This is a genomic window from Streptomyces sp. NPDC104371 (assembly GCF_055583785.1).
In genome coordinates, this window is sequence record NZ_JBVJNF010000006.1 from 179,099 (window position 1) to 203,871 (window position 24,773).

Sequence of the window (24,773 nt, forward strand, 5' to 3'; positions counted from 1 at the left end):
CCGGCCTACCGCACCAGTTCATAGGCATCCCACAGATCCCGCCCGGCGTAGGAGTGGGTCGCCCGGTCCGCCAGATGATGGTCCGCGTTGACCGCGACGGATACCGGCACGGCATCGAACAGGTCCTTGTCCGACATCGAGTCGCCATAGGCGACGCAATCGGCGGACCGAACGCCGAACTCCGCGCAGAGTCGCTCCGCGATCCGCACCTTGGCGGCCGCGCTGAGGATCCTCGCCGGATCCACTGGTTCCGTGAAGGGCAGTGCGGGAAAGCGCGATCCATAGGCCGCGTGCGCGCCCCACCGCGTCAGCCGCTCCACGAAGAAGGAGGGCGAGAGCGAGATGACGGCGCAGTAGTCACCGTTCTCGCGGATCGCTGCCCATACCTCCTCGATACGGGACAGCCAGGGGGCCGCGGCGAAGGCCGCCGCCACATGGTCGTCCGTGAGCTGCTCCCACAGGGCGTGCACCTGTACGGCGTACTCCGGGGGGCCGATGTGCCCGGCGGAGAGCGCCCGCTCCAGTGCCACGGTCTCCGCCTCCAGACCGAGCTGCCGTGAGATCTCCACTGGTGCGGTGCTTCCGTGCAGCAGTGTCCCGTCGAGATCGAAGAGATGAAGTCTCGCCATGGGCGAGGAGGCTAGCGACTGTTCCCCTCATCGGTACAGAGAGCCCCCGGATCATCTCCGGCCGCGACCTTTCATCTGCCGACTGCCGACCGGTCACACTCGGGCCGCTTGTTGTTTCACGTGAAACCCCTGCCCATGCGCTCCTTGGCGGCACGGCATGGCCAAAAGCCGGTATGTCGATCTCCAATCGAGTGGACGCCAGTGCCCTCTGTCAGACAGCCTGATCAGCGTGTCGACACCTTCTCTCGCTGCTCTTCCCATCCGTCGTCTGACGCACCGCGATCTCCTCGCCTGCGCCGACCTGTCCGAGGATCGGGGCTGGCCCCGCGAGGAGCACAAGTGGGGACTGCTCCTCGCCGCCGGAACGGGCTACGGCATCGACGACCCCGAGGGCGGACTCGTGACCGCCTGTGTCGTCACCGAGTACGGGCCCCAGTACCGTCCGGAGCTGGGGAGCATCGGCATGGTGCTCGTCGCGGAACGGCACGCTCGTCAGGGAGTCGGCCGACGGCTGATGCACCATGTGGTGAGCGAGATGGGCGCCGCTCCCCTCACGCTGTACGCAACGCCGAACGGCCGCCCCCTCTACGAAGAACTCGGCTTCAAGGTCATCGGCCACTCCGAGATGGTGCGCGGGCACTTCACGGCGGGAGGACCGTCTCCCACCGTCGCCACGCGCGCCGCCACCGCCGAGGACCTCGCCACCCTCGTCCGGCTCGACGAAGAGGTCTTCGGCGTCGATCGCACGCATGTGCTCACGCGGCTGCCCGCCTTCGCCGACCAGGTACGGGTCGCCGAGGAGAACGGGAAGATCACCGGATACGCCGCCGCCTGGCCGAATATGGACACCCATGTCGTGGGCCCGCTCATCGCGCGTGACACGAAGACGGCGAAGGCACTCGTCGCTTCCCTGGCCGCCCACACCGACCGTCCGCTGCGCACCGATGTCGATGTACGGCACGAAGAGCTGCTGGCCTGGCTGAAGGAGCGCGGCCTCGCCTCCGTCATGTTGAACGCGATGATGGCGTACGGCATCCCGGACCTGCCCGGTGACTGGACGCGGCGCTTCGCCCCCGTGACGGTGGCCGCCGGCTGATTCCTGCCCTCAACTGCCGCTATAGGGTGCGCACATGGGAGATCTTGAGATACGTCGCGCGGTCGCGGATGATGTTGCTGCGATCGTCGCCATGCTTGCCGATGACCCACTCGGTGCCCAGCGCGAGTCTCCGGACGACCTGGCGCCGTACCTGAGCGCACTGGAGAGGCTGAGCAGCGATCCGAACCAGCACCTCATGGTCGCGGTACGGGAAGGGCGGATCGTCGGCACCCTCCAGCTCACGATCATCCCGGGGCTGTCCCGCAAGGGAGCGACGCGTTCGATCATCGAGGGCGTGCGGATCCACGCGGACGAGCGCGGCAACGGTCTCGGAGCGCGGCTCATCGAGTGGGCCGTCGACGAGTCCAGGCGCCAGAACTGCCAGTTGGTCCAACTGACGTCCGACACCACCCGTACCGACGCCCACCGCTTCTATGAACGCCTGGGCTTCGAGGCGTCCCATGTCGGCTTCAAACTGCCGCTCTGACACCAGCCACCCCAAAGGGGCATGTTTCACGTGAAACATGCCCCTTTCGGTAGTGGGAGGGCCTACGGAAGCCCCCTCCACCCTTCCGGGTCCACGCCACCCGGCACCGGAGCCGCTTCGTCATACGGCTGGCGGGTGAACACGAACGACCCCAGATCAAGGTGGCTCACGGAGCCGTCCGGTCGACGGACAACCCGCAGAATCTCCCCTGTGTAGTAGCCGTCGAGCCCCGTCCAGGTGCCGTCTCCGTTCGGCCGCAGGCGTGAGCGACGCCCCTTGCCGGACAACGGCTCCAGAGAGACACCGCCGTCCGCGGTCAGACGCAGCGCGTAGCCCTGTGTCCCCCAGTACCACTGCCCCGCCAGTTCCAGCACCGCCCGGTCCACGTCGGGCAGCGGTCGCCACGGCTCGGGGATCCGGGGTTCCGCCTCGGCCACGGTGCCGACGAGATCGGCGGCCACAGCCGAAAGCTGCGGCCCGGAGGTGCAGTTGGCGAGGACCACGGCCGCGACGTCGTCCTCGACGCTGAAGAAGAGGCCCGCGAGGAACCCCGGCAGGGAGCCGGTGTGACCGACGAGGAGGCGACCGTCGTGGTGCCGGGTCTCCAGGCCGAGGCAGTAGGCGTATCCGTCCGCCACATCCGCGGCCGAGGGCGGCGCGGCGGGCCTGCGCATCTCCTGGACGGACTTCGCGCTCAGCACCCGGTCGTCGCCCCGGGAGAGGAAGACGGCGAAGTGCGCCAAGTCTCCTGTGGTCGACCAGAGTTGACCGGCGGGTGCCATCCGGCCCAGATCCTCGACCGGCTCCGGCAGCATCACATCCGCCCAGGGATGCACGGCCCAGCCACCGGCGTGCGGTGCCTGCGGCCGACCGCTCGTGCGGTGCAACCCCAGCGGTTCGAGCACCTCGCGCCGGAGGACGTCCTCCCAGGGAGCCCCGCGCACCTCCTCGACCAGCGCGCCCAGGAGCGTATAGCCGGTGTTGGAGTAGTGGAACCGGCGGCCGACCGGGTGCCGCAGGGGCTGCTCGCCCAGCACATCCGAGAGTTCGGGACGCAGCGTGCCCGGTGTGCGCTCCCACCAGGGCGCGGGCGACTCGGCCGCCAAGCCGCCCGTGTGCGCGAGGAGTTCGGCGATGGTGGCCTCCCCCGCACCGGTGCCCGGCAGATGCTTCTCCAGCGGGTCACCGAGGTCCAGGAGGCCCTCGTCGCGCAGCCGCAGGACGAGGACCGCGGTGAAGGTCTTGGTGATCGAGCCGATCCGGTACTGCACGTTCTCGTCCGGGCCGTGGCCGTCCACCGAGGTGCGCGAGCCGTGCCACACCGTCCGCCCGTCCCGAACGACCGCCGCCACCAGCGACGGCGCCCGCCCCTCTGCCTGCGCCACGGCGATACGGTGCAGCAGGGCCCGGCGCGTCGCGGGAAGCAGTTCTTCCTGAGATGTCGTCATGCCCCCAGTCCACCCGAGCCCGCACCTCACGTCGAGCGTTTTCCCAGGCCCGTGGACATCGCCGACGCATCACCGCGGGATCAGGTCTGCGCCATGTCCACGAAACGGGAGTAGTGGCCCTGGAAGGCGACCGTGATCGTCGCCGTCGGGCCGTTTCGGTGCTTGCCGACGATGATGTCCGCCTCGCCCGCGCGCGGTGACTCCTTCTCGTACGCGTCCTCGCGGTGCAGCAGGATCACCATGTCGGCGTCCTGCTCGATCGAGCCGGACTCACGCAGGTCGGACACCATGGGCTTCTTGTCCGTGCGCTGTTCAGGCCCTCGGTTGAGCTGAGAGAGCGCGACCACCGGCAGTTCCAGCTCCTTGGCCAGCAGCTTCAGGTTCCGGGACATGTCGGAGACTTCCTGCTGCCGGCTCTCGGACCGCTTGGAGCCGGACTGCATCAGTTGCAGGTAGTCGATGACGACCAGCTTCAGGTCGTTGCGTTGTTTGAGGCGGCGGCACTTGGCGCGGATCTCCATCATCGACAGGTTCGGCGAGTCGTCGATGTAGAGCGGGGCGGCCGACACATCCGGCATCCGGCGCGCGAGCCGGGTCCAGTCCTCGTCCGTCATCGTGCCGGACCGCATGTGGTGCAGGGCCACCCGCGCTTCCGCGGACAACAGACGCATCGCGATCTCGTTGCGGCCCATTTCGAGCGAGAAGATCACACTCGGCAGGTTGTGCTTGATGGAGGCCGCCCGTGCGAAGTCCAGTGCGAGCGTCGACTTACCCATGGCGGGACGGGCCGCGATGATGATCATCTGGCCGGGGTGCAGACCGTTGGTGAGCTGGTCGAGATCGGTGAAGCCGGTCGGTACACCGGTCATCTCTCCCGAGCGCGAGCCGATCGCCTCGATCTCGTCGAGGGCCCCCTCCATGATCTCGCTGAGCGGCAGATAGTCCTCGGCCGTGCGCTGTTCGGTGACCGCGAAGATCTCGGCCTGGGCGCTGTTGACGATCTCGTCGATGTCGCCGTCGGCGGCGTATCCCATCTGCGTGATGCGCGTTCCGGCCTCGACGAGGCGGCGCAGCACCGCGCGCTCGTGCACGATCTGTGCGTAGTACTCGGCGTTCGCCGCGGTCGGGACCGTCTGCACGAGCGAGTGCAGATAGGGGGCCCCGCCGACCTTCGTGATCTCGCCGCGCCTGGTCAGCTCGGCCGCGACCGTGATGGGGTCGGCGGGCTCGCCCTTGGCGTACAGGTCGAGGATCGCCAGGTAGATCGTCTCGTGCGCGGGCCGGTAGAAGTCATGGCCCTTGAGGATCTCCACGACGTCGGCGATCGCGTCCTTGGACAGGAGCATGCCACCGAGGACGGACTGCTCGGCGTCCAGGTCCTGTGGCGGGACGCGCTCGAAGGAGGCACCCGACTCGCTCCACGCCTCGCTGTCCCGGCCGCGGTCATGCTGCTCGTCGCGGCCCTGATCACCGTCGCGGCGCCGACGGGAGGCGGGTACACGACCGTTGGGGCTGCTGTCGGCCCACGGATCGTCCAAGGGCTCGGAAATGCTCACCGGGCCGCCTCCTCCCGTCCGCCATGGCGGACTCCGCCGTGCACCTCGTTTCCAGGCCACGACACTGACAAGTGAGTCGCATCTCCGATTTCGGACGCGTCGATTCTGCGCGTTCTCCATGGACGCGCGCGGAGCGGACGCCGGACCACGTTAGGCCTGTCGGCACCGTCAGCCAATCTGGTTATCCACAGGGCATGTGGATGACTGCCCCTACTCTGTGGACAACTCCTCAAAACCTGTGCACGACACGGTGGACAGCCCTGTGAACAAGCCCTCACACCCTTTCCCGAATCATCTCTGACCTGCGCCTTTCCCGTCCACTGGCTGTGTAGAAGAAAAACTTGCCCGACAGGATCAAGATCATCGCCAGTCGTGCACAGTGCTCCGGCCCACACGCGGCAACGTAAGGGGCAATCTTCCATTGCATCTCTTACCTGTGGACGGTTAGATTGGAGGCCATGACACAGGCTCCCGCGACACCCCGCGCCATCCGACGCCGGCACGACCGGGAGATCGTGGCACTGGCCGTTCCAGCCTTCGGCGCCCTAGTCGCGGAGCCCCTCTTCCTGATAGCCGACAGCGCCATCGTCGGCCATCTCGGCACCACGCAACTGGCCGGTCTCGCCGTCGCCTCGGCGCTGCTGACCACCGCCGTGAGCGTCTTCGTCTTCCTCGCGTACGCCACCACGGCCGCGGTCGCCCGCCGGGTCGGCGCAGGCGATCTGCGGGCCGCCATCGGCCAGGGGATGGACGGTATCTGGCTGGCGTTGCTGCTCGGAGCGGCCGTCGTCGTCTTCGTCCTGCCCACGGCTCCCACGATCGTCGACCTCTTCGGCGCCTCGCCGGACGCGGCCTCGTCCGCGACAACGTACCTGCGGATCTCCGCACTCGGCATCCCGGCGATGCTCGTCGTACTCGCCGCGACGGGTGTCCTGCGCGGTCTGCAAGACACGAAGACCCCCCTGTACGTCGCCATCGCGGGCTTCGTCGCCAACGCCGTCCTCAACGCAGCCCTTGTCTACGGCGCCGGCCTGGGCATCGCCGGTTCCGCCTGGGGCACCGTCATCGCCCAGTGCGGCATGGCCGCCGTGTACCTGTACGTCGTCGTGCGCGGTGCCCGCCGCCACGGCGCCTCGCTGCGGCCGGACGCGGCCGGTATACGGGCCTGCGCGCAGGCCGGAGCGCCCCTGCTGGTCCGCACGCTCTCGCTGCGGGCGATCCTGGTGATCGCCACCGCTGTCGCCGCCCGGCTCGGAGACGCGGACATCGCCGCACACCAGATCGTCCTGTCGCTGTGGAACCTGCTCGCGTTCGCCCTGGACGCGATCGCCATCGCCGGGCAGGCCATCATCGGGCGCTATCTCGGTGCGGACGACCCGCGGGGCGCTCGGGCCGCATGCCTCCGCATGGTGCAGTGGGGCTTCGTCTCCGGGCTCGTGCTCGGACTGCTGGTCCTCGTCAGCCGCCCGCTGTACCTGCCGCTGTTCACCAGCGACACCTCTGTCCACCATGTCGCCCTGCCCGCCCTGATGCTCGTGGCCCTCGGCCAGCCCATCTGCGGCATCGTCTTCGTACTCGACGGGGTCTTGATGGGGGCCGGGGACGGGCCGTATCTGGCCTGGGCGATGCTGCTGACACTGGCGGTCTTCACCCCCGTAGCGCTGCTCGTCCCGGTCCTCGGCGGCGGACTGACCGCCGTGTGGGCGGCGATGACGCTGATGATGACCGTACGGATGCTCACCCTGTGGTGGCGTACCCGCTCGGGCCGCTGGCTCGTGACGGGCGCGACGCGCTGACCGGAGCCACCGACCCCTGACACCGATTCGTGGTGTTTCACGTGAAACACCACGGTTGCACGGGCCGCCTTCACAGCCTGAACACCGACGAAGAAGGGCCGTACCCAAGGGGTACGGCCCTTCTCTCAGCTCTTCAAGCCGAGTTGCGGCAATCAGGCCGCGATGACCTCGAGGCTGACCTTGGCGGCCACCTCGGGGTGCAGACGCACGGACGTCTCGTGAGAGCCCAGCGTCTTGATCGGCGCGCCCAGCTCGATGCGGCGCTTGTCGACCTCGGGGCCACCGGAGGCCTTGATCGCCGAGGCGATGTCAGCCGGGGTGACGGAACCGAAGAGACGGCCGGAGTCGCCGGAGCGGACGGCCAGACGGACCTTCACACCCTCGAGCTGGGCCTTGATCTGGTTGGCCTGCTCGATGGTCTGGATCTCGTGGATCTTGCGCGCACGACGGATCTGCGCGACGTCCTTCTCGCCACCCTTGGTCCAGCGGATCGCGAACTTCCGCGGGATCAGGTAGTTGCGAGCGTAACCGTCCTTGACGTCGACGACGTCGCCGGCGGCACCGAGGCCAGAGACCTCGTGGGTGAGGATGATCTTCATGATGTCGTCACCCTTCCCTTAGCGCGCGGTGGACGTGTAGGGCAGCAGCGCCATCTCACGGCTGTTCTTCACGGCCGTGGCGACGTCACGCTGGTGCTGCGTGCAGTTGCCGGTCACGCGGCGGGCACGGATCTTGCCGCGGTCGGAAATGAACTTCCGCAGCATGTTCGTGTCCTTGTAGTCCACGTACGTGACCTTGTCCTTGCAGAATGCGCAGACCTTCTTCTTCGGCTTGCGCACAGGCGGCTTCGCCATGGTGTTTCTCCTGTGTGATCAAGAAGTGTGGGATACGCCCCGCTCTTGACCTGGTCCGGGCGCAAGGCCCGGCCCGAAGGCCTAGAAGGGGGGCTCGTCCGAGTAGCCGCCGCCGCTGCCGGAGCCGCCGCCCCAGCCGCCGCCCTGCTGGCCGCCACCCTGGCCACCGGCCGGAGAGCCGGTCGCCCACGGGTCGTCGGCCGGAGCACCGCCGCCCTGCTGACCGCCGCCGGGGCCACCGCCCCAGCCGCCGCCCTGCTGGCCGCCACCGCCGCCGTAACCGCCCTGGCCACCGCGGCCGGAGGTCTTGGTGACCTTGGCCGTGGCGTTGCGCAGGCTCGCGCCGACCTCGTCGACATCGAGCTCGTAGACCGTGCGCTTGATGCCCTCGCGGTCCTCGTAGGACCGCTGCTTCAGGCGGCCCTGCACGATGACGCGCATGCCTCGCTGGAGCGACTCGGCGACGTTCTCCGCCGCCTGACGCCAGACCGAGCAGGTCAGGAACAGGCTCTCGCCGTCCTTCCACTCGTTCGTCTGACGGTCGAAGGTGCGGGGAGTGGACGCGACGCGGAACTTCGCGACCGCCGCACCGGACGGGGTGAAGCGCAGCTCGGGGTCATCGACAAGGTTGCCGACGACCGTGATGACGGTCTCGCCTGCCATGGGGGAACCTCTCGGCGGGTTTGCTGCTGGCTGCTTGTGCTGCTACTCGAATCCCGGGATCCGCTGAGCGGAAGCTCAGTGGGTCTCGGGGCGGAGGACCTTGGTCCGGAGGACCGACTCGTTCAGGTTCATCTGGCGGTCGAGCTCCTTGACGACCGCAGGCTCGGCCTGCAGGTCGACGACCGAGTAGATGCCCTCGGGCTTCTTCTTGATCTCGTACGAGAGACGACGACGGCCCCAGGTGTCGACCTTCTCGACCTTTCCGCCGCCGTCACGGACGACAGAGAGGAAGTTCTCGATCAGCGGGGAGACAGCGCGCTCCTCGAGATCGGGGTCGAGGATGACCATCACCTCGTAGTGACGCATGTGGAACCCACCTCCTTTGGACTCAGCGGCCACGGTCGTTCCGTGGCAGGAGGGTCGTGATGCGTTCGCAACGGTATCGGCCGCCACTGACAATCGAGGCCAGTCGGCGGTTTCCCCGGCTCAGCCTGGGCAGACACCGGTGCAGACGGTACAGAGTACCCGCACACGAGCTTCCGGTTGAAATCCGCCCGTGAGGCCCGTCAATCTGTACACATCGGGTGTGTACGGCGCTACGATGCGCCGCCTTCCGCAGGAGGTGCCCCATGGCACAGGTATTCCGACCCAACACCACCGGTTCCCTCTTCGCCACGGACGGCAAGGCCCACCCCCTCCAGACCACGCTGCTCGCGGTGACTCTGGTGCTGGGGATCACGGCCTTCGTCACGGCGATGTTCCACCACCTGCATCTGATCAGCTCCTGGGCCGGCCTGGTGGGGATCTTCACCGGCGCGTACGGACAGCTCGTCTCGGTCACGACCCGTGAGCGCTTCGGCCTGATCCTGGGGCTGGGAGCCTCCGCCATCGGATTCTTCCTCGGCATGGCCCACGGCGGCCTCTTCGGAGGGCTCATCGGCAGCTGACACGACGTCGACCGGGCGGGCCCGAAGGGTCTGTTGAACGACCTGACGGGCCCACAGGTCCCATACGGCCAGACGGGGCGCTCGCAGGGCGCAGTAGGCTTCGGCGCGAGAGCCGGAGCCCCTGAACCCATGGGGACACACCAGCCCGAGGAGCGCCCCGAATGAGCCTGACCCTGAGGACGATCAGCCGCGAGCAGCATCTGGCATACATCCAGAGCCTGCCGGCGGCGAGCCACATGCAGGTTCCGGCCTGGGCAGACGTCAAGGCGGAGTGGCGCTCGGAGAGCCTCGGCTGGTTCGACAAGAACGGCGCCCTGGTGGGCGTCGGACTGGTGCTCTACCGCCAGTTGCCCAAGATCAAGCGCTATCTCGCGTACCTCCCCGAGGGTCCGGTCATCAACTGGTTCGCGCCGAACCTCGACGACTGGCTCCAGCCGATGCTCACGCACCTCAAGCAGCAGGGCGCCTTCTCCGTGAAGATGGGACCGCCGGTGATCATCCGGCGCTGGGAGGCCCCCTCCATCAAGCAGGGCATCCAGAACCCGGACGTGAAGCGTCTGCGCGACATCGAGGCGGACTTCATCGAGCCGCGCGCCTTCGAGGTGGCCGACAAGCTGCGCCGCATGGGCTGGCAGCAGGGCGAGGACGGCGGCGCCGGCTTCGGCGACGTCCAGCCGCGCTACGTCTACCAGGTGCCGCTCGCCAACCGCTCCCTGGAAGAAGTCCACAAGAACTTCAACCAGTTGTGGCGCCGCAACATCAAGAAGGCCGAGAAGGCCGGTGTCGAGGTGGTCCAGGGCGGCTACCACGACCTCGAGGAATGGCAGCGGCTGTACGAGATCACAGCGGTGCGCGACCAGTTCCGCCCCCGCCCGCTGTCGTACTTCCAGCGCATGTGGACGGCCCTCAACACCGAGGACCCCAACCGCATGCGCCTCTACTTCGCCCGGCACAACGGGGTGAACCTGTCGGCGGCGACCATGCTGGTCGTCGGCGGACACGTCTGGTACTCCTACGGCGCGTCCGACAACATCGGCCGTGAGGTGCGGCCTTCGAACGCCATGCAGTGGCGGATGCTGCGTGACGCCTACGCGCTCGGCGCCACCGTCTACGACCTGCGCGGCATCTCCGACTCGCTGGACGAGAACGACCACCTCTTCGGCCTGATCCAGTTCAAGGTGGGTACGGGCGGTCAGGCCGCCGAGTACCTCGGCGAGTGGGACTTCCCGCTCAACAAGCTGCTCCACAAGGCGCTCGACATCTACATGTCCCGCCGCTGACCCGACCGGATCACCCGTGCCCGGCCGTTCCGACAGCCCGGCACCACCCGTCGGTCCGACGGATCCGTCACAATTCCCTCTCAGACCTCTGATACACGGCAGCCACTAGAAAGGTTCCGGGACCGGCCATGGCGCTCACGCTCTACGTCGACACCGCGCGCTGGCGGGCACACCACAAGCACGTGCAGGAGCAGTTCCCGGGACTCGTCCCGGTCTGCAAGGGCAACGGCTACGGCTTCGGCCATGAACGGCTGGCGGAGGAGGCCACCCGTCTGGGCACGGACATTCTCGCCGTGGGCACGACGTACGAGGCAGCCCGCATCAAGGACTGGTTCAGCGGTGACCTGCTGGTCCTGACGCCGTTCCGCCGGGGCGAGGAGCCCGTGCCGCTGCCCGACCGCGTCATCCGCTCGGTGTCGTCCATCGACGGCGTCTACGGCCTCGTGGGCGCCCGTGTGGTCATCGAGGTGATGTCCTCGATGAAGCGGCACGGTGTCAGCGAGCAGGACCTGCCGCACCTGCACGCCGCCATAGAGAACATCCGCCTCGAAGGCTTCGCCATCCACCTGCCGCTGGACCGCACCGACGGCTCCGACGCCGTCGAGGAGGTCATCGGCTGGATGGACCGGTTGCGGGCGAACCGGCTGCCGCTGCACACGATGTTCGTCAGCCACCTCAAGGCCGACGAACTGGCCCGGCTTCAGCAGCAGTTCCCGCAGACCCACTTCCGCGCGCGCATCGGCACCCGGCTGTGGCTGGGTGACCACGAGGCCACCGAGTACCGCGGGGCCGTCCTGGACGTCACGCGCGTCGCCAAGGGCGACCGCTTCGGCTACCGGCAGCAGAAGGTGGCGTCCGACGGGTTCCTGGTAGTCGTGGCGGGCGGAACGTCGCACGGCGTGGGCCTGGAGGCTCCCAAGGCCCTCCACGGCGTGATGCCGCGTGCCAAGGGCGTCGCGCGGGCCGGCCTCGCGACGGTGAACCGGAACCTCTCGCCGTTCGTCTGGGCGGGCAAACAGCGCTGGTTCGCCGAGCCCCCGCACATGCAGGTCTCGATCCTCTTCGTCCCGGCGGACGCCACCGAGCCGCAGGTGGGCGACGAACTGGTGGCCCATCTGCGCCACACCACCACACAGTTCGACCGCCTCGTCGACTGCTGAGCCCGGCGCGGAGACACCCGCGGAGACGCACGAAGGCCGTACACAGCATCTGTGTACGGCCTTTCGTCTGACGCCCTTCGACGTCGTTCGCTCAGAGCGAACGGCTCTTTGCGGCCCCCGCGTCCCGGCTGCCCCAGTCCACCTGCGGCCCGTCGGCCCGCGCCATGTGCCGACGCTGGTCGGCGGAGCCCAGGACGAAGGCGTCCGGGGCTCCGTCGAGCACCCCGCCGGACGGATCGTCGTCACCGGCCCGGCGCACCATGTCCCGTTCCGGCAGGAGGATGTCGCGTACGACGACGGCGCAGAGGTAGAGCGTGCCCAGCAGATGGACGGCGATGGCCACCTGGTATCCGTCCGTCGGCAGGCCCTTGTGGGCCTCTCCGCTGGTCGTGTACGCGAGGTACATCCAGATCCCCAGGAAATACGCCACCTCGCAGGCCTGCCAGATCAGGAAGTCCCGCCAGCGGGGCCGGGCGAGCGCGGCCAGCGGCACGAGCCACAGGACGTACTGCGGTGAGTAGACCTTGTTGGTGAGGATGAACACCGCGACGATCAGGAACGCCAACTGTGCGAAGCGCGGGCGCCGCGGCGCCGTCAGGGTGAGCCCGGCGATGGCGACGCAGGCGGCCACCATCATGATCATCGCGGAGGCGTTGGCCGCGTCCGCCGTGATCTCGATGTCGAACCAGCGCGAGATGAACAGGAACACCGAGCCGAAGTCGACGCCGCGCTCCCTGCTGAAGCTGTAGAACTTCGCCCAGCCCTCGGGGGCGAGGAACATCACCGGCAGGTTGACGACGAGCCACGCGCCCACGGCACCCAGCAGGGCCACCCCGTACTCCCGCCATTTACCCGCCCGCCAGCACAGGACGAGAAGCGGTCCGAGGACCAGGAACGGATAGAACTTGGCGGCCGTGGCAAGCCCGACCAGGATGCCGAAGGCGAGGGCCCGGCCGCGCGACCACATCAGCATCGCGGCGGCCAGCAGGGCCACAGCGAGCAGGTCCCAGTTGATGGTGGCCGTCAGCGCGAAGGCGGGCGCGAGGGCGACCAGGAGGCCGTCCCAGGGGCGCCGACGGTGCGTACGCGCGGTGCACACCGCCATGACCGCGGCGCACACCATGAGCATCCCGGCATTGACCATCCAGTACACCTGCTCACGGTCCTGGAGGGCGCCGCCGCCCAGGACCGGCCAGGAGGCGACCTCCATGAACACGCCGGTGAGCACCGGGTACTCGAGGTAGTCCATGTCGCCGGGGAGCTTGTCGAAGTAGGGCACGAGCCCGTCGGCGAAACCGCGCCCCTGATAGAGGTGCGGGATGTCCGAGTAGCACGCGTGCGTGTACTGCGCACCGGCGCCGAAGAACCAGCCGCTGTCGTAGCAGGGCAGCTTCTGGACCATCCCCAGGGCGAACATGCCGATCGCGACGAGCGCCACGATCCGCACGGGGGTCCACCAGGAGGTCCCGAGCAATGCGCGCCGCCCGACGGGACCGCCGATCAGCTCACTGCCGGCTGCGGCAACCTCGTCCTCCCTGGTCGGCCGCACGTGATCCGGCTCGGGCACGCTCGCTCGTGTCGTCTCTGCACTGGGCATGAGAGTCATCCTGCCGCATCCGCCCGGGGAAACGCCGAGGGCCGCCGTACCCGGTCGGTACGACGGCCCCTCGACGATCGGTGTTTCACGTGAAACGCCCTGTTTCACGTGAAACACGCTCAATGACGGCTATCCGTTCGAGCCTGCGAAGATCCCTCCAGGGCCATTGCCCTTACCCCGGGGATTTCCCTGGTCGGCCGTATCGGTCGGCAAGGGTGGTGTCTCCTCACCTGTTCCGCCGGGGCCGCCGCCAGGTCCACCGGGCCCGTTCCCGCCCGGTCCGTTGTTTCCACCGGGTCCACCGTTGTCGTTGCCGCACTTCCAGTCGAAGTAGCCACAGGAATCAGTCGGCGACGGCGAATTCGTGGGCGACTCGCTCTCCGTCGGAGTCGGTGTCGGGCTCGTCTCCTCGGTCGGGGTGGGCGTGGGAGTCGGCGTCGGGGTGGGCCGGGCGTTGACGACCTCACCGATGGGCTGCGGCGTCGGGAACGCCTTCACCGGCATGTTCCGCATCGCCTCGGCCATGTAGTCGTGCCAGATCTCGGACGGGAACGAGGCACCGTGGATCTTCGCCTGGCCACCCGTTCCGAACATCTTCAGGAACTTGCGCGAATCGGCCTTCGCCTTGTCGTCCATCCGGAACATGCTGACCGCGGTGGAGAGCTGCGGGGTGTAGCCGACGAACCAGGCGGACTTGTTCCCGTCAGTGGTACCGGTCTTGCCCGCCACCTCGCGGCCGGGCAGTTGGGCGTTGCTACCCGTACCCTTCTCCACCACGGTCTTCAGGACGTCCGTGACGTTGTCGGCGACCAGCGAGGTGAAGGCCTGCTTGGGCTTGGCCTCGTGGGTGAAGACCGTCCCGTCCTTGCTGGTGACCTTCTCGACGGAGTACGGCTCGTTCTGCTTGCCGCTGGTCGCGAAGGTGGCGTACGCGCCGGCCATGCGGATCGCGCTGGGGTCGGAGGTACCGATCGCGAACGAGGGGTAGCTGGTACCGGTGAGCTGCCCCTCCTTCAGACCTGCCTCGAGTGCCGCCTCCTTGACCTTGTCCAGACCGACATCCATGGCCAGCTGGACGAAGGCGGAGTTCACGGACTGCCTCATCGCCTCGCGGATGTCGATCTGATAGTCCGGCGGAGTGCCGTACGACTCATTACCGTCATTGGTCTGCGACCACTCCTCGCCCTTCTCGTTCCTCCAGATCGCCCCGTTGTACTCCTTGACCTTGAACTTGTTCTGACCGCTGAACAGGCTCTTGGGAGAGACGATCGTGCGCTGGTCCAACGTCTGCTCCGCCCCGAGGTCGGGGTTGCGGACGCCCCACTTCATCGCCGCCGCCAGCACGAACGGCTTGAACGTCGATCCCACCTGGACATTGGTCTGGTCGGCGTTGTTGGTGAAGTGCTTGGTGGCGTCCTCGCCGCCGTAGATGGCCTTGATGGCACCTGTCTGCGTGTCCACCGAGGCCGCGCCGAACTGGACATGTGTGTCCTTGTCCGGGCGTTCCTTGGGCTTGATGTTGGCCTTCTGGACCTTCTTGACCGCGGCCTCGAGCGCGTTGACCTTCTTCTTGTCGAAGGTCGTGTAGATCGAGTAGCCGCCCCGCTGCAGATCTATGTCGGTGATCTTCGTGTTGCGGATCAGATACGCCTTGGCCAGGTCGACGAGGTAGCCGACCTGGCCACTCAGCCGGCCGTTCGACCGCGGGTTCTCGGTCTTGGGCAGGGTGGTGTACTTCTGCCGCGTCTGGGCGTCCAGATGGCCGTACTCGACCATCTTGTCGAGGGTGTCCTGCATCTGCCGCAGGGCCCGCCGCTGGTTGTCCTGTGCGGTGGCGGCGGGATCGACGGAGGTCGCGCCCGCCGGGTCGAAGTACACGGCGCCCTTGAGCATCGCCGCCAGGAAGGCGCACTCGCCTTCGTTGAGCTCGTCGGCTTCCTTGCCGAAGTACGCGTGCGCGGCTGCCTGGATGCCGTAGGCACCGCGGCCGTAGTACGCGGAGTTCAGATAGCCGGCCATGATCTTGTCCTTGGGGACCTTGGCACCCACCTTGATCGCGACGAAGATCTCCTTGAACTTCCGCGAGATCGTCTGTGACTGGTCGTTCAGCATCGCGTTCTTGACGTACTGCTGGGTGATCGTGGATCCACCCTGCGTCTGACCGCCCTTGGCCATGTTGAAGAAGGCGCGCGCGATGCCCTTGGGGTCGATGCCGCTGTCGGTCTCGAAGGTCTTGTTCTCCTGCGAGATGACGGCGTATCGCATCGCCTTGGGGATCTGGGAGATGTTGACGTTCTGCCGGTTGATCTCACCACCGGTGGAGACCATCTGGCTGCCGTCGGACCAGTAGAAGACGTTGTTCTGCGCGGTCGCCGTCTTGTTGATGTCCGGGACGCTCACCATGGCGTACCCGATGCCCGCGACGGCCACGAGGCTTCCTATGAAGCCGACGAACAGCCCTGTCACCAACTTCCAGGAAGGAAGCCAGCGTCCGACTCCATCCTTGCCGGCACGCGGGTAGTCGATGAAGCGCTTCTTGCCGGGAGGAGCACCCCGCCCTCTGCCCGGCCCGCGACCGCGTCCCGCGGCCTCGGCCGCTCTGCGACGGCCGCCTCCATTCTTCTGTGCCGCCCGCCGGGCCTCGGCACGGCCTGTGTACGGACGGTCCTCACCTCCCCCTCCATGGGAGTCGGAAGGTGATCCAGTGGCGCCTCGCGGTGCCGCACGGCGGCCGGAGGACGCCGACTGACCGCGTCGGGCCGCGGCACGTCCGCCTCCCTGCGGCTGCGGCGGTTTGCGACGGTGCTCGCTCATCGAACGACTACTCCTCGGGCAGGCGCATCCTCGCGCGCCTGGAAACGGCGGCTGGTTTCCGGTCCCCCCGACGTACGGATGGCGTCGCGTCAGCTCTCACCCGTACTGCACCAGGGACGAGGACGTCCCCAGGCGCCACTCGGTTCCCGGTGGTGTGCATGGCGCACAGACTACGCACCGTCAAAGACTGCCTAGTCCCGAACTTCGTCTTAAAAAGGGCAACTTGCTTCCTACGAATCAGCGATGTGACCCCGTTCACCATGGACCCTCTTGTCGCCGCAGAGGGCGCGTTCTATCGTCTTGATGTATCGAGTCGATACATCAGCTCGGCATAATGACCGTGTGGACGAGACAGTCGCAGGAAGGAGGCGCTCATGAGCCGGCGTTCCGGCATCCTCGAGTTCGCCGTCCTCGGCCTGCTCCGCGAGTCCCCGATGCACGGCTACGAGCTGCGCAAACGACTCAACACATCACTGGGTGTCTTCCGCGCGTTCAGCTACGGAACGCTCTACCCGTGCCTCAAGACGCTGGTCGCCAACGGCTGGTTGACCGAGGGATCGGGCAGTACCTCCGAGGAGGCCCTCGCCGCCACCCGAGCGGGGCGCCGCGCCAAAATCGTCTACCGGTTGACGGCCGAAGGTAAGGAACGCTTCGAGGAACTGCTCTCACAGACAGGTCCCGACGCGTACGAGGACGAGCACTTCGCCGCTCGCTTCGCCTTCTTCGGCCAGACGTCCCGCGATGTGCGCATGCGCGTGCTGGAGGGCCGCCGCAGCCGGCTGGAGGAGCGCCTGGAGAAGATGCGTGTCTCCTTGGCACGCACCCGGGAGCGCCTGGACGACTACACCCTCGAGCTCCAGCGCCACGGGATGGAGTCCGTGGAGCGCGAAGTGCGCTGGCTGAACGAGCTCATCGAGAGCGAGCGGGCCGGACGGGACCTCAGGGGTTCCGCCGGCGACGGCTCCACTCGGAACAGCACATCTGGAGAGACGGGCGGCCTGCCCCGGCACCGGGACAGCACCCGGCCGGATCCGTCCGACGACACCACCGCGTGAGGTCCAGTCGGGGCTTCACCTCGCACACACAGGGAGCAACCGGAATGGGTTCGGTTCGCGTAGCCATCGTCGGCGTGGGCAACTGCGCCGCATCGCTGGTGCAGGGAGTCGAGTACTACAAGGACGCCGACCCGGCGTCCAAGGTCCCGGGCCTGATGCACGTCCAGTTCGGCGACTACCACGTCCGTGACGTCGACTTCGTCGCCGCCTTCGACGTGGACGCCAAGAAGGTCGGCCTCGACCTGGCCGATGCCATCGGCGCGTCGGAGAACAACACCATCAAGATCTGCGACGTCCCGTCCACCGGCGTGACGGTCCAGCGCGGTCACACCCTCGACGGTCTCGGCAAGTACTACCGCGAGACCATCGAGGAGTCCGCCGAGGCCCCGGTCGATGTCGTCCAGATCCTGAAGGACAGGCAGGTCGACGTCCTCGTCTGCTACCTGCCCGTCGGTTCCGAGGACGCGGCGAAGTTCTACGCGCAGTGCGCCATCGACGCCAAGGTCGCCTTCGTCAACGCCCTTCCGGTCTTCATCGCCGGCACCAAGGAGTGGGCCGACAAGTTCACCGAGGCGGGCGTTCCGATCGTCGGTGACGACATCAAGTCCCAGGTCGGCGCCACCATCACGCACCGCGTCATGGCGAAGCTGTTCGAGGACCGGGGTGTCATCCTGGACCGCACGATGCAGTTGAACGTCGGCGGCAACATGGACTTCAAGAACATGCTCGAGCGCGAGCGCCTGGAGTCCAAGAAGATCTCCAAGACGCAGGCCGTCACCTCCCAGATCCCCGACCGGGACCTCGGCGAGAAGAACGTCCACATCGGCCCGTCCGACTACGTGGCCTGGCTGGACGACCGAAAGTGGGCCTACGTCCGCCTCGAGGGCCGCGCCTTCGGTGACGTCCCGCTGAACCTGGAGTACAAGCTCGAGGTCTGGGACTCCCCGAACTCGGCGGGTGTCATCATCGACGCCCTGCGCGCCGCGAAGATCGCCAAGGACCGCGGCATCGGCGGCCCGATCCTGTCGGCGTCGTCGTACTTCATGAAGTCCCCGCCGGTCCAGTACTTCGACGACGAGGCCCGGGAGAACGTCGAGAAGTTCATCCGCGGCGAGGTCGCGCGCTAGGACCGTCGATCCCTGGTTCTGACGGGTCCCCGGGCCGTGTGCCCGGGGACCCCACGCGTATGTGAGGCTGTGCGCCATGTCCGTCGTGCGTGATCTGCGCGTTCTCCTGCGCTTCCAGGGCTTCAGACGCCTGCTCGCGCTGCGGCTGCTCTCCCAGGGGGCCGACGGCGTCTACCAGATCGCACTCGCCGCGTACGTCGTCTTCTCACCGGAGAAGGAGACCTCGGCCGTGGCCATCGCCTCCGCGATGGCCGTCCTGCTCCTGCCGTACTCCCTCGTCGGCCCCTTCGCGGGCGTCCTGCTGGACCACTGGCGCCGCCGCCAGGTCTTCCTCTACGGCAATCTGCTGCGCGTCCTGCTGGCCTGTGCGACGGCCGTCCTGATGGTGAGCCAGGTCCCGGACTGGCTCTTCTACGCCGCCGCGCTGTGCGTCACCGCGGTCAACCGCTTCGTCCTCGCGGGTCTGTCCGCGGCGCTGCCCCGGGTCGTCGACGCCGAGCGCCTGGTGATGGCCAACTCGCTCTCTCCGACAGCCGGTACGCTCGCCGCGAGCGTGGGCGGTGGCCTCGCCTTCGCCGTGCGCCTGGTGGCCACGGGCTCCGACGCGCCGGTGGTGCTGCTGAGCGCGGCCCTGTATCTGGGAGCGGCCCTCACCGCGCTGAGCCTGGCACCCGATCTGCTGGGGCCCGACCGGGGATCGCCACCCCTGCGGCTGAGAACGGCCCTGGTCGGCACCACACGCGACCTGGTGGCGGCCATACGGCATCTCGCGGAGCCCGCGCGGCGGGAGGCCGTCTGGGCGCTCACGGCGATGACGCTGATGCGGTTCTGCTACGGCGCGCTCCTGGTCCTGGTGCTGATGCTGTGCCGGTACGCCCTGTCCTCGACCCCGGAGGAGGGACTCGCCCTGCTGGGGTTGGCCCTGGGAATCTCCGGTGCCGGGTTCTTCGCCGCGGCCGTGGTGACTCCGTGGATGGCGAAGCGGCTCGGTCCCGGCCGTTGGATCGCGCTGTGCGCCGCGGTCGCGGCGGTCCTGGAGCCTGCGCTCGGCCTGCCGTTCGCCACCGCCCCGATGCTGGTCGCGGCGTTCGTGCTGGGGCTGGTCACCCAGGGCGCGAAGATCTCCACGGACACGATCGTCCAGTCCACCGTGGACGACGGCTTCCGTGGCCGGATCTTCTCGGTCTACGACGTCCTCTTCAACGTCGCCTTCGTGGGCGCGGCCGGGGTCGCGGCCCTGATGCTGCCGCCTGACGGCCGCTCAGCCACGCTGGTGGTCACAGTCGCCGTTATCTACGCGGCAGTTGCTACGGCTATGTCCCGGTTCGAACACCAGTAAGTGTCACATCAAGGAAACGGAGCCTCACGGGGCTTCTGGGTTGTCAGTACGAGCCGATACCTTACGGGCGTCTCAATTTGCGTCACGCGCACCCGTATCCGAGGGGGACCCCCAAAAGTGACCACTCCGCCGCCCCAGGGCCAGAATCCCTACGCCCAGCAGCCCACCCCGCCCATGGGGCAGCAGCCCGGCCAGCCGGGGGTTCCGCCGCAGGGTCCGTACGCACCGTTCCCGAACCAGGGTGCGCCCGCGCCGATGCCGCCGCAGGCCGGTCCGGGCAAGCGCGTCAGCAAGAAGGCCATGCGCATCATTGGCACGGTCATCGTCGCCGTCCTCGTCCTCGGCCTGAAGTTCGGCGCGGGCTGGTTCCTGAACCGCAACGACGCGGAGACCACGTCGGTGGGCGCCTGCATGCACAAGACGGGCACGGGTAACAAAATCAACCTTGATGAAGTCGACTGCTCGTCCAGCGACGCCGAGTACAAGGTGGTCGAGAAGTTCGACGGCACCGATGACCAGGAGAAGTGCAAGCCTGTCGAAGACGCGGAGTTCGCTTACTTCCAGTCCGGCGGCGGCCACGACGTGGTGCTCTGCCTGAAGACGAACAAGTAACACGCTGGTCTGTATGTGCCGAAGGGGCGTTGTTTCACGTGAAACAACGCCCCTTCAGTGCTCCCGCGGTCATGTTTCACGTGAAACGTGGCCGCGGCTTCTGCCTCAGGCCCCCTGCTCGGTCCACCACTCCTTGAGCGCCGCCACTGCCGCGTCGCGCCCCATCGGGCCATGCTCCAAGCGGAGTTCCAGCAGGAACTTGTAGGCCTGGCCGACGACCGGACCGGGGCGAACATCGAGAATCTCCATGATCTCGTTGCCGTCCAGGTCGGGGCGGATCGCGTCCAGTTCCTCCTGGTCCTTCAGATGGGCGATGCGGTTCTCCAGGCCGTCGTACGCACGGGAGAGCGCCGCCGCCTTGCGCTTGTTGCGAGTCGTGCAGTCGGAGCGGGTCAGCTTGTGGAGGCGTTCGAGAAGCGGGCCCGCGTCACGGACATAACGGCGTACCGCGGAGTCCGTCCACTCACCCGTGCCATAACCGTGGAAGCGCAGATGCAGCTCGACCAGGCGCGAGACATCCTTCACCAGGTCATTGGGGTACTTCAGCGCCGTCATACGCTTCTTGGTCATCTTGGCGCCCACCACCTCGTGATGGTGGAAGGAGACCCGGCCGTCCTTCTCGAAGCGCCGCGTCCTCGGCTTACCGATGTCGTGCAGCAGCGCGGACAGCCGCAGAGCCAGGTCGGGGCCGCTCTCCTCCAGCGCCATCGCCTGCTCCAGCACGATCAGCGTGTGGTCGTAGACGTCCTTGTGCCGATGGTGCTCATCGCGCTCGAGTCGCAGCGAGGGCAGCTCCGGCAGGACATGGTCCGCGAGTCCGGTCTCGACCAGCAGCGTCAGCCCCTTGCGGGGGTGCGCGGAAAGGATCAGCTTGTTCAGCTCGTCCCGCACCCGCTCGGCGGACACGATCTCCAGACGGCCGTTCATCTCCTTCATGGCCGTCACGACCTCGGGAGCGACCTCGAAGTCCAACTGAGCCGCGAAACGCGCGGCGCGCATCATCCGCAGCGGGTCGTCCGAGAACGACTCCTCGGGGGTGCCCGGGGTACGCAGCACCCGGGCCGCGAGGTCGCCGAGCCCGCCGTGCGGGTCGATGAACTCCTTCTCGGGCAGCGCGACCGCCATCGCGTTGACCGTGAAGTCACGGCGGACCAGGTCCTCCTCGATGGAGTCGCCGTACGACACCTCGGGCTTGCGCGACGTGCGGTCGTACGCCTCCGACCGGTAGGTCGTCACCTCGATCTGGAAGCGCTGAACGGCGTCGCCGACGCGAGCGTCCTTCTGGGCACCGACGGTCCCGAAGGCGATCCCGACCTCCCAGATGGCGTCCGCCCACGGCCGCATGATCTTCAGGACGTCCTCGGGACGGGCATCGGTCGTGAAGTCCAGGTCATTGCCGAGCCGGCCGAGGAGAGCGTCCCGCACCGAGCCACCGACCAGGGCGAGCGAGAAGCCCGCGCTCTGGAAACGGCGGGCGAGGTCGTCGGCGACAGGGGAGACCCGCAGCAGTTCCGTCACCGCGCGGTGCTGCACCTGACTCAGGGCACTGGGATTGTCTTCATTGGCGTTCGGCACAACAGAAAAGGGTACGTGGCCCCGACGGGCACGGGCGCCTGCATTAACCCTGTGGAAGCGTTCTGTACGCGTCCCTGTGCATGCCGTATCCGTGGTTCTCTTGATACGGCTCGGTGCCGGAAATGCTTGATACGGCTTGTTACGGGAAATAAAGGGCGGCCGGGGGCTTCGTTTCGATCTTGTGGGGCGGACCACGGCACTGCGCCTGCGCGCACATCGTTACGATGCGGGGACGCACATTCCGACGACCACTGAAGACGAGGGACGGGCGAGCGCGTGGCCGAGGCGGCAGACTTCCAGGGGATGAGTCCCTCACCTGCCCGCCGGTGGCTGCGGCGCACCGGAGCATTGCTCGCGGGCGCGCCCCTGCTGGCCGGTCTCGTACAGCTACCCACCGGTGCGGTGGCCCATGCCGCCGAGCAGAGCGCGGTGACGGAAGTCGGCGGTTCTCGTACGGTCGCTGTCTCTCTCAACTCGCTCAGCCCCAGCCTGCCGACCGAAGGCGACAGCCTCACCGTCTCGGGAACGGTCACCAACAAGAGCAAGCAGGCGGTCACGGACGCCCATGTGGGGCTGCGCATGGGCCAGCGCCTGACCAGTCGCACGTCCATCGACGACGCCACCCGGCGCACCGGATACCTGGCGGGTGTCGACGGCCCCGAGGTCGGCGGCAAGTACGTCACCGACCTCGCCCGGCTCGCCCCGGGCGCCAAGCAGGACTTCAGCATCTCGGTGCCCGTCAAGGAGCTGGACCTGGGCTCCGCCGGGGTCTACGAACTGGGCGTCTCGCTCTCCGGCCAGACGGCCGCGCAGCCCTACGAGCAGGTGCTCGGTATCCAGCGGACGTTCCTGCCCTGGCAGTCCGGCGACGCCGGCGCCAAGACGAAGACGACCTACCTCTGGCCGCTGATCTCCTCGGTCCACCTGGCTTCGGAGACCCTTCCCAACCAAGAGCAGACGCCCGTCTTCCAGAACGACGACCTCGCCAAGGAGATCGCTCCCGGCGGCCGTCTCTCCCAGCTTCTGTCGCTGGGCAAGGACCTCGACGTCACCTGGGTCGTCGACCCCGATCTGCTCGCCTCCGTCGACGCGATGACGGACAGCTACAGCATCAAGGGAGAGGGCGACTCCGTCACGGCGGGCAAGCACCAGGCCGTCGCCAAGCAGTGGCTCGCCGACCTCGAGAAGACGGTCCAGCACAAGGAGGTCGTCGCCCTCCCCTTCGCCGACCCCGACCTGGCCTCGCTCGCCCACAACGGCAAGAACGTCACGGGCTCCCTCAGCCACCTCAAGGACGCCACGAACGTCGCCGCGAGCACCGTGGAGACCATCCTCCATGTGAAACCGGACACGGACTTCGCCTGGCCCGTGGACGGCGCGGTCGACCCCTCGATCATCAAGGTCGCCACGTCCGCGGGTGCCGACAAGGTGATCGCCCGCAGCGACAGCCTCAAGGAGACGGGCGGCCTGTTCTACACGCCCACCGCGGCGCGCCCCATCGGCGGCGGCACCACCGCGGTGGTCGCGGACGCCCGGCTCTCGACCGCGTTCCAGGGCGACATGGACGCGGCCGGTGACTCCACGCTCGCCGTGCAGAAGTTCCTGGCCCAGAGCCTGATGATCAGCCTGGAGGAACCGCAGAAGCAGCGCAGCATCGTGGTCGCGCCGCAGCGGATGCCGTCCGCCGGACAGGCCCGGTCGATGGCCGATGCGCTCACCGCGCTCCAGAGCAGCGGCTGGTCGCAGCCGGACGAGCTGTCCGCGGCCGTCGACGCCAGGCCGGACCCGAATGCCACGACGAAGGTGCCCGCGTCCGGTTACCCCTCCTCGCTCCGCAAGGCGCAGTTGCCGCAGTCCGCGTTCCAGCAGATCGAGGACACGCAGGGCAAGCTCGACAACTTCAAGGTGATCCTCACCGACCCCGCGCGGGTCGTCACCCCCTTCGGGCGGGCCATAGACCGCGCCATGTCCACGTCCTGGCGGGGGCACGCCACCGAGGCGTCCACCTTCCGCCAAGGTGTGGAGTCCTACCTCGATGTACTGGCCGACCGGGTCCGGCTGATCGAGAAGTCGGAGACCAAGCTCTCGGGCCGCAGTGCCACGATCCCCGTGACGGTGCAGAACAACCTCATGCAGGGGGTCGACCACCTGGTCCTGCGGCTCACCTCGAAGCAGCCGACCCGGCTGAAGATCGGTGACGGGCCGTATCTGGAGCAGCCCATCACCATCTCGGGCGGGCACAGCCAGTCGGTGAAGTTCCCCACGGCGGCCAACGCCAACGGCCGGGCCGCCGTGGTAGCCCAGCTCTACACGGAGGACGGCCAGGCCTACGGTCCCGCCGTCACCTTCGATGTGAACGTCACCGAGATCACGCCGACGGTGATGCTCGTCATCGCCGGCGGTGTCCTGTTGCTGGTGCTCGCCGGATTCCGCATGTACACCCAGCGCAAGCGCATCGCCGCACGGCAGGCCGAGGAGAAGTCCAAGAGCCCGGACTCCGCGACGGAGGACGGGGCGCCGAGCGAGGCCGCGGACAGTGCGGTGGACACTGACGACACCTCAGGATCCACGGCGGCACCCGAGAAGGAATCGGCCGCGCGGGCCGGGGAGGACGACCCGGAGCACCAGGGTGACCCGGCCCCGGACACCGCTCCGGGAAGCTCCGACCCGTCCGGCACGGGTGAGAAGGTGGAGCGTTGAGCGATGTCGTGGCCGGTGGGCCAGGGACGATGAGGTGG

The 24,773-nt window shown here is 67.8% G+C and carries 21 protein-coding genes; 11 read left to right on the forward strand and 10 right to left on the reverse strand.

The annotated features are described in order from the left end of the window. Nucleotides 1-5 precede the first annotated feature (5 nt). Nucleotides 6-629 carry an HAD family hydrolase gene (locus ACZ60T_RS20130; RefSeq protein WP_469667101.1) on the reverse strand — a complete coding sequence of 208 codons (624 nt, stop codon included), beginning with the start codon at nt 627-629 and terminating at the stop codon, nt 6-8. A 229-nt stretch (nt 630-858) separates the two neighbouring features. On the opposite strand from ACZ60T_RS20130, the gene ACZ60T_RS20135 reads away from it, so the two are divergent. Next, complete coding sequence (locus tag ACZ60T_RS20135; RefSeq protein WP_469667103.1) at nt 859-1,725, forward strand: GNAT family N-acetyltransferase; 867 nt, start codon at nt 859-861, stop codon at nt 1,723-1,725. A gap of 34 nt (nt 1,726-1,759) precedes the next feature. Then, a complete protein-coding gene (locus tag ACZ60T_RS20140) occupies nt 1,760-2,212 on the forward strand; it encodes a GNAT family N-acetyltransferase (RefSeq protein ID WP_365628873.1) in 453 nt (150 codons plus the stop codon). Nucleotides 2,213-2,274: 62 nt separating this feature from the next. On the opposite strand, the gene ACZ60T_RS20145 is transcribed toward ACZ60T_RS20140, so the two are convergent. Both ACZ60T_RS20145 and dnaB read right to left on the reverse strand, forming a co-directional pair. Then, nucleotides 2,275-3,660 carry a serine hydrolase domain-containing protein gene (locus tag ACZ60T_RS20145; RefSeq protein WP_469667105.1) on the reverse strand — a complete coding sequence of 462 codons (1,386 nt, stop codon included), beginning with the start codon at nt 3,658-3,660 and terminating at the stop codon, nt 2,275-2,277. An 80-nt stretch (nt 3,661-3,740) separates the two neighbouring features. Further along, nucleotides 3,741-5,216 (reverse strand): replicative DNA helicase, encoded by a 1,476-nt coding sequence (gene dnaB / locus ACZ60T_RS20150; RefSeq protein ID WP_365628867.1) that lies wholly within the window; start codon nt 5,214-5,216, stop codon nt 3,741-3,743. Nucleotides 5,217-5,674: 458 nt separating this feature from the next. Between dnaB and ACZ60T_RS20155 the strand changes: the two genes are divergently transcribed. Continuing rightward, entirely contained in the window at nt 5,675-7,012 is a 1,338-nt protein-coding gene (locus ACZ60T_RS20155; RefSeq protein ID WP_469667107.1) for an MATE family efflux transporter, read from the forward strand. Nucleotides 7,013-7,164: 152 nt separating this feature from the next. Here ACZ60T_RS20155 and rplI read toward each other — a convergent pair whose 3' ends face one another. The 4 genes from rplI to rpsF all read right to left on the reverse strand — a co-directional run bounded on the left by rplI (nt 7,165) and on the right by rpsF (nt 8,895). Further along, nucleotides 7,165-7,611, reverse strand: a complete 447-nt coding sequence (rplI, locus tag ACZ60T_RS20160) for a 50S ribosomal protein L9 (RefSeq protein ID WP_252425341.1) — start codon at nt 7,609-7,611, stop codon at nt 7,165-7,167. 18 nt (nt 7,612-7,629) lie between these two features. Further along, nucleotides 7,630-7,866 carry a 30S ribosomal protein S18 gene (gene rpsR / locus ACZ60T_RS20165; protein WP_003949403.1) on the reverse strand — a complete coding sequence of 79 codons (237 nt, stop codon included), beginning with the start codon at nt 7,864-7,866 and terminating at the stop codon, nt 7,630-7,632. An 81-nt stretch (nt 7,867-7,947) separates the two neighbouring features. Then, a complete protein-coding gene (locus ACZ60T_RS20170; protein ID WP_365628857.1) occupies nt 7,948-8,529 on the reverse strand; it encodes a single-stranded DNA-binding protein in 582 nt (193 codons plus the stop codon). Between the two features lie 75 nt (nt 8,530-8,604). Next, nucleotides 8,605-8,895 carry a 30S ribosomal protein S6 gene (rpsF, locus tag ACZ60T_RS20175; protein ID WP_365628854.1) on the reverse strand — a complete coding sequence of 97 codons (291 nt, stop codon included), beginning with the start codon at nt 8,893-8,895 and terminating at the stop codon, nt 8,605-8,607. 263 nt (nt 8,896-9,158) lie between these two features. Here rpsF and ACZ60T_RS20180 point away from each other — a divergent pair, with 263 nt between their 5' ends. The 3 genes from ACZ60T_RS20180 to ACZ60T_RS20190 all read left to right on the forward strand — a co-directional run bounded on the left by ACZ60T_RS20180 (nt 9,159) and on the right by ACZ60T_RS20190 (nt 11,916). Beyond that, complete coding sequence (locus ACZ60T_RS20180; RefSeq protein WP_469667110.1) at nt 9,159-9,476, forward strand: hypothetical protein; 318 nt, start codon at nt 9,159-9,161, stop codon at nt 9,474-9,476. Nucleotides 9,477-9,637: 161 nt separating this feature from the next. Next, complete coding sequence (femX, locus tag ACZ60T_RS20185) at nt 9,638-10,756, forward strand: peptidoglycan bridge formation glycyltransferase FemX (protein ID WP_252425344.1); 1,119 nt, start codon at nt 9,638-9,640, stop codon at nt 10,754-10,756. Between the two features lie 128 nt (nt 10,757-10,884). Continuing rightward, nucleotides 10,885-11,916, forward strand: coding sequence for an alanine racemase (locus tag ACZ60T_RS20190; RefSeq protein WP_469667111.1), 1,032 nt, complete (start codon nt 10,885-10,887; stop codon nt 11,914-11,916). A 91-nt stretch (nt 11,917-12,007) separates the two neighbouring features. On the opposite strand, the gene ACZ60T_RS20195 is transcribed toward ACZ60T_RS20190, so the two are convergent. Both ACZ60T_RS20195 and ACZ60T_RS20200 read right to left on the reverse strand, forming a co-directional pair. Continuing rightward, the gene (locus ACZ60T_RS20195) at nt 12,008-13,513 is read right to left on the reverse strand and encodes a glycosyltransferase family 87 protein (protein WP_469667112.1); all 1,506 of its coding nucleotides are present in this window, start codon (nt 13,511-13,513) and stop codon (nt 12,008-12,010) included. A 129-nt stretch (nt 13,514-13,642) separates the two neighbouring features. After that, entirely contained in the window at nt 13,643-16,327 is a 2,685-nt protein-coding gene (locus tag ACZ60T_RS20200) for a transglycosylase domain-containing protein (protein WP_469667113.1), read from the reverse strand. Nucleotides 16,328-16,701: 374 nt separating this feature from the next. On the opposite strand from ACZ60T_RS20200, the gene ACZ60T_RS20205 reads away from it, so the two are divergent. From ACZ60T_RS20205 to ACZ60T_RS20220, 4 genes are all read left to right on the forward strand, one after another. Continuing rightward, nucleotides 16,702-17,382 carry a PadR family transcriptional regulator gene (locus tag ACZ60T_RS20205; protein WP_365628837.1) on the forward strand — a complete coding sequence of 227 codons (681 nt, stop codon included), beginning with the start codon at nt 16,702-16,704 and terminating at the stop codon, nt 17,380-17,382. 44 nt (nt 17,383-17,426) lie between these two features. Further along, nucleotides 17,427-18,509, forward strand: a complete 1,083-nt coding sequence (locus ACZ60T_RS20210) for an inositol-3-phosphate synthase (protein WP_365628833.1) — start codon at nt 17,427-17,429, stop codon at nt 18,507-18,509. A 76-nt stretch (nt 18,510-18,585) separates the two neighbouring features. Further along, on the forward strand, nt 18,586-19,848 hold the full coding sequence (locus ACZ60T_RS20215; RefSeq protein ID WP_469667115.1) for an MFS transporter: 1,263 nt from the start codon (nt 18,586-18,588) through the stop codon (nt 19,846-19,848). Nucleotides 19,849-19,965: 117 nt separating this feature from the next. After that, nucleotides 19,966-20,460, forward strand: coding sequence for an LppU/SCO3897 family protein (locus tag ACZ60T_RS20220; protein WP_469667116.1), 495 nt, complete (start codon nt 19,966-19,968; stop codon nt 20,458-20,460). A 105-nt stretch (nt 20,461-20,565) separates the two neighbouring features. Here the strand turns inward: ACZ60T_RS20220 and ACZ60T_RS20225 are convergent, their stop codons facing one another. Further along, nucleotides 20,566-22,035 carry a CCA tRNA nucleotidyltransferase gene (locus ACZ60T_RS20225; RefSeq protein ID WP_365628824.1) on the reverse strand — a complete coding sequence of 490 codons (1,470 nt, stop codon included), beginning with the start codon at nt 22,033-22,035 and terminating at the stop codon, nt 20,566-20,568. 276 nt (nt 22,036-22,311) lie between these two features. On the opposite strand from ACZ60T_RS20225, the gene ACZ60T_RS20230 reads away from it, so the two are divergent. After that, nucleotides 22,312-24,735 carry a DUF6049 family protein gene (locus ACZ60T_RS20230; RefSeq protein ID WP_469667117.1) on the forward strand — a complete coding sequence of 808 codons (2,424 nt, stop codon included), beginning with the start codon at nt 22,312-22,314 and terminating at the stop codon, nt 24,733-24,735. Nucleotides 24,736-24,773 lie beyond the last annotated feature (38 nt).

What these genes read in the sequence shown, in the direction of transcription:
- ACZ60T_RS20130 (WP_469667101.1), bottom strand. Translation starts at nt 629, where the DNA reads ATGGCGAGACTTCATCTCTTCGATCTCGACGGGACACTGCTGCACGGA.
- ACZ60T_RS20140 (WP_365628873.1), top strand. Translation starts at nt 1,760, where the DNA reads ATGGGAGATCTTGAGATACGTCGCGCGGTCGCGGATGATGTTGCTGCG.
- ACZ60T_RS20145 (WP_469667105.1), bottom strand. Translation starts at nt 3,660, where the DNA reads ATGACGACATCTCAGGAAGAACTGCTTCCCGCGACGCGCCGGGCCCTG.
- ACZ60T_RS20155 (WP_469667107.1), top strand. Translation starts at nt 5,675, where the DNA reads ATGACACAGGCTCCCGCGACACCCCGCGCCATCCGACGCCGGCACGAC.
- rplI (WP_252425341.1), bottom strand. Translation starts at nt 7,611, where the DNA reads ATGAAGATCATCCTCACCCACGAGGTCTCTGGCCTCGGTGCCGCCGGC.
- rpsR (WP_003949403.1), bottom strand. Translation starts at nt 7,866, where the DNA reads ATGGCGAAGCCGCCTGTGCGCAAGCCGAAGAAGAAGGTCTGCGCATTC.
- ACZ60T_RS20170 (WP_365628857.1), bottom strand. Translation starts at nt 8,529, where the DNA reads ATGGCAGGCGAGACCGTCATCACGGTCGTCGGCAACCTTGTCGATGAC.
- rpsF (WP_365628854.1), bottom strand. Translation starts at nt 8,895, where the DNA reads ATGCGTCACTACGAGGTGATGGTCATCCTCGACCCCGATCTCGAGGAG.
- ACZ60T_RS20180 (WP_469667110.1), top strand. Translation starts at nt 9,159, where the DNA reads ATGGCACAGGTATTCCGACCCAACACCACCGGTTCCCTCTTCGCCACG.
- femX (WP_252425344.1), top strand. Translation starts at nt 9,638, where the DNA reads ATGAGCCTGACCCTGAGGACGATCAGCCGCGAGCAGCATCTGGCATAC.
- ACZ60T_RS20190 (WP_469667111.1), top strand. Translation starts at nt 10,885, where the DNA reads ATGGCGCTCACGCTCTACGTCGACACCGCGCGCTGGCGGGCACACCAC.
- ACZ60T_RS20195 (WP_469667112.1), bottom strand. Translation starts at nt 13,513, where the DNA reads ATGCCCAGTGCAGAGACGACACGAGCGAGCGTGCCCGAGCCGGATCAC.
- ACZ60T_RS20200 (WP_469667113.1), bottom strand. Translation starts at nt 16,327, where the DNA reads ATGAGCGAGCACCGTCGCAAACCGCCGCAGCCGCAGGGAGGCGGACGT.
- ACZ60T_RS20205 (WP_365628837.1), top strand. Translation starts at nt 16,702, where the DNA reads ATGAGCCGGCGTTCCGGCATCCTCGAGTTCGCCGTCCTCGGCCTGCTC.
- ACZ60T_RS20210 (WP_365628833.1), top strand. Translation starts at nt 17,427, where the DNA reads ATGGGTTCGGTTCGCGTAGCCATCGTCGGCGTGGGCAACTGCGCCGCA.
- ACZ60T_RS20215 (WP_469667115.1), top strand. Translation starts at nt 18,586, where the DNA reads ATGTCCGTCGTGCGTGATCTGCGCGTTCTCCTGCGCTTCCAGGGCTTC.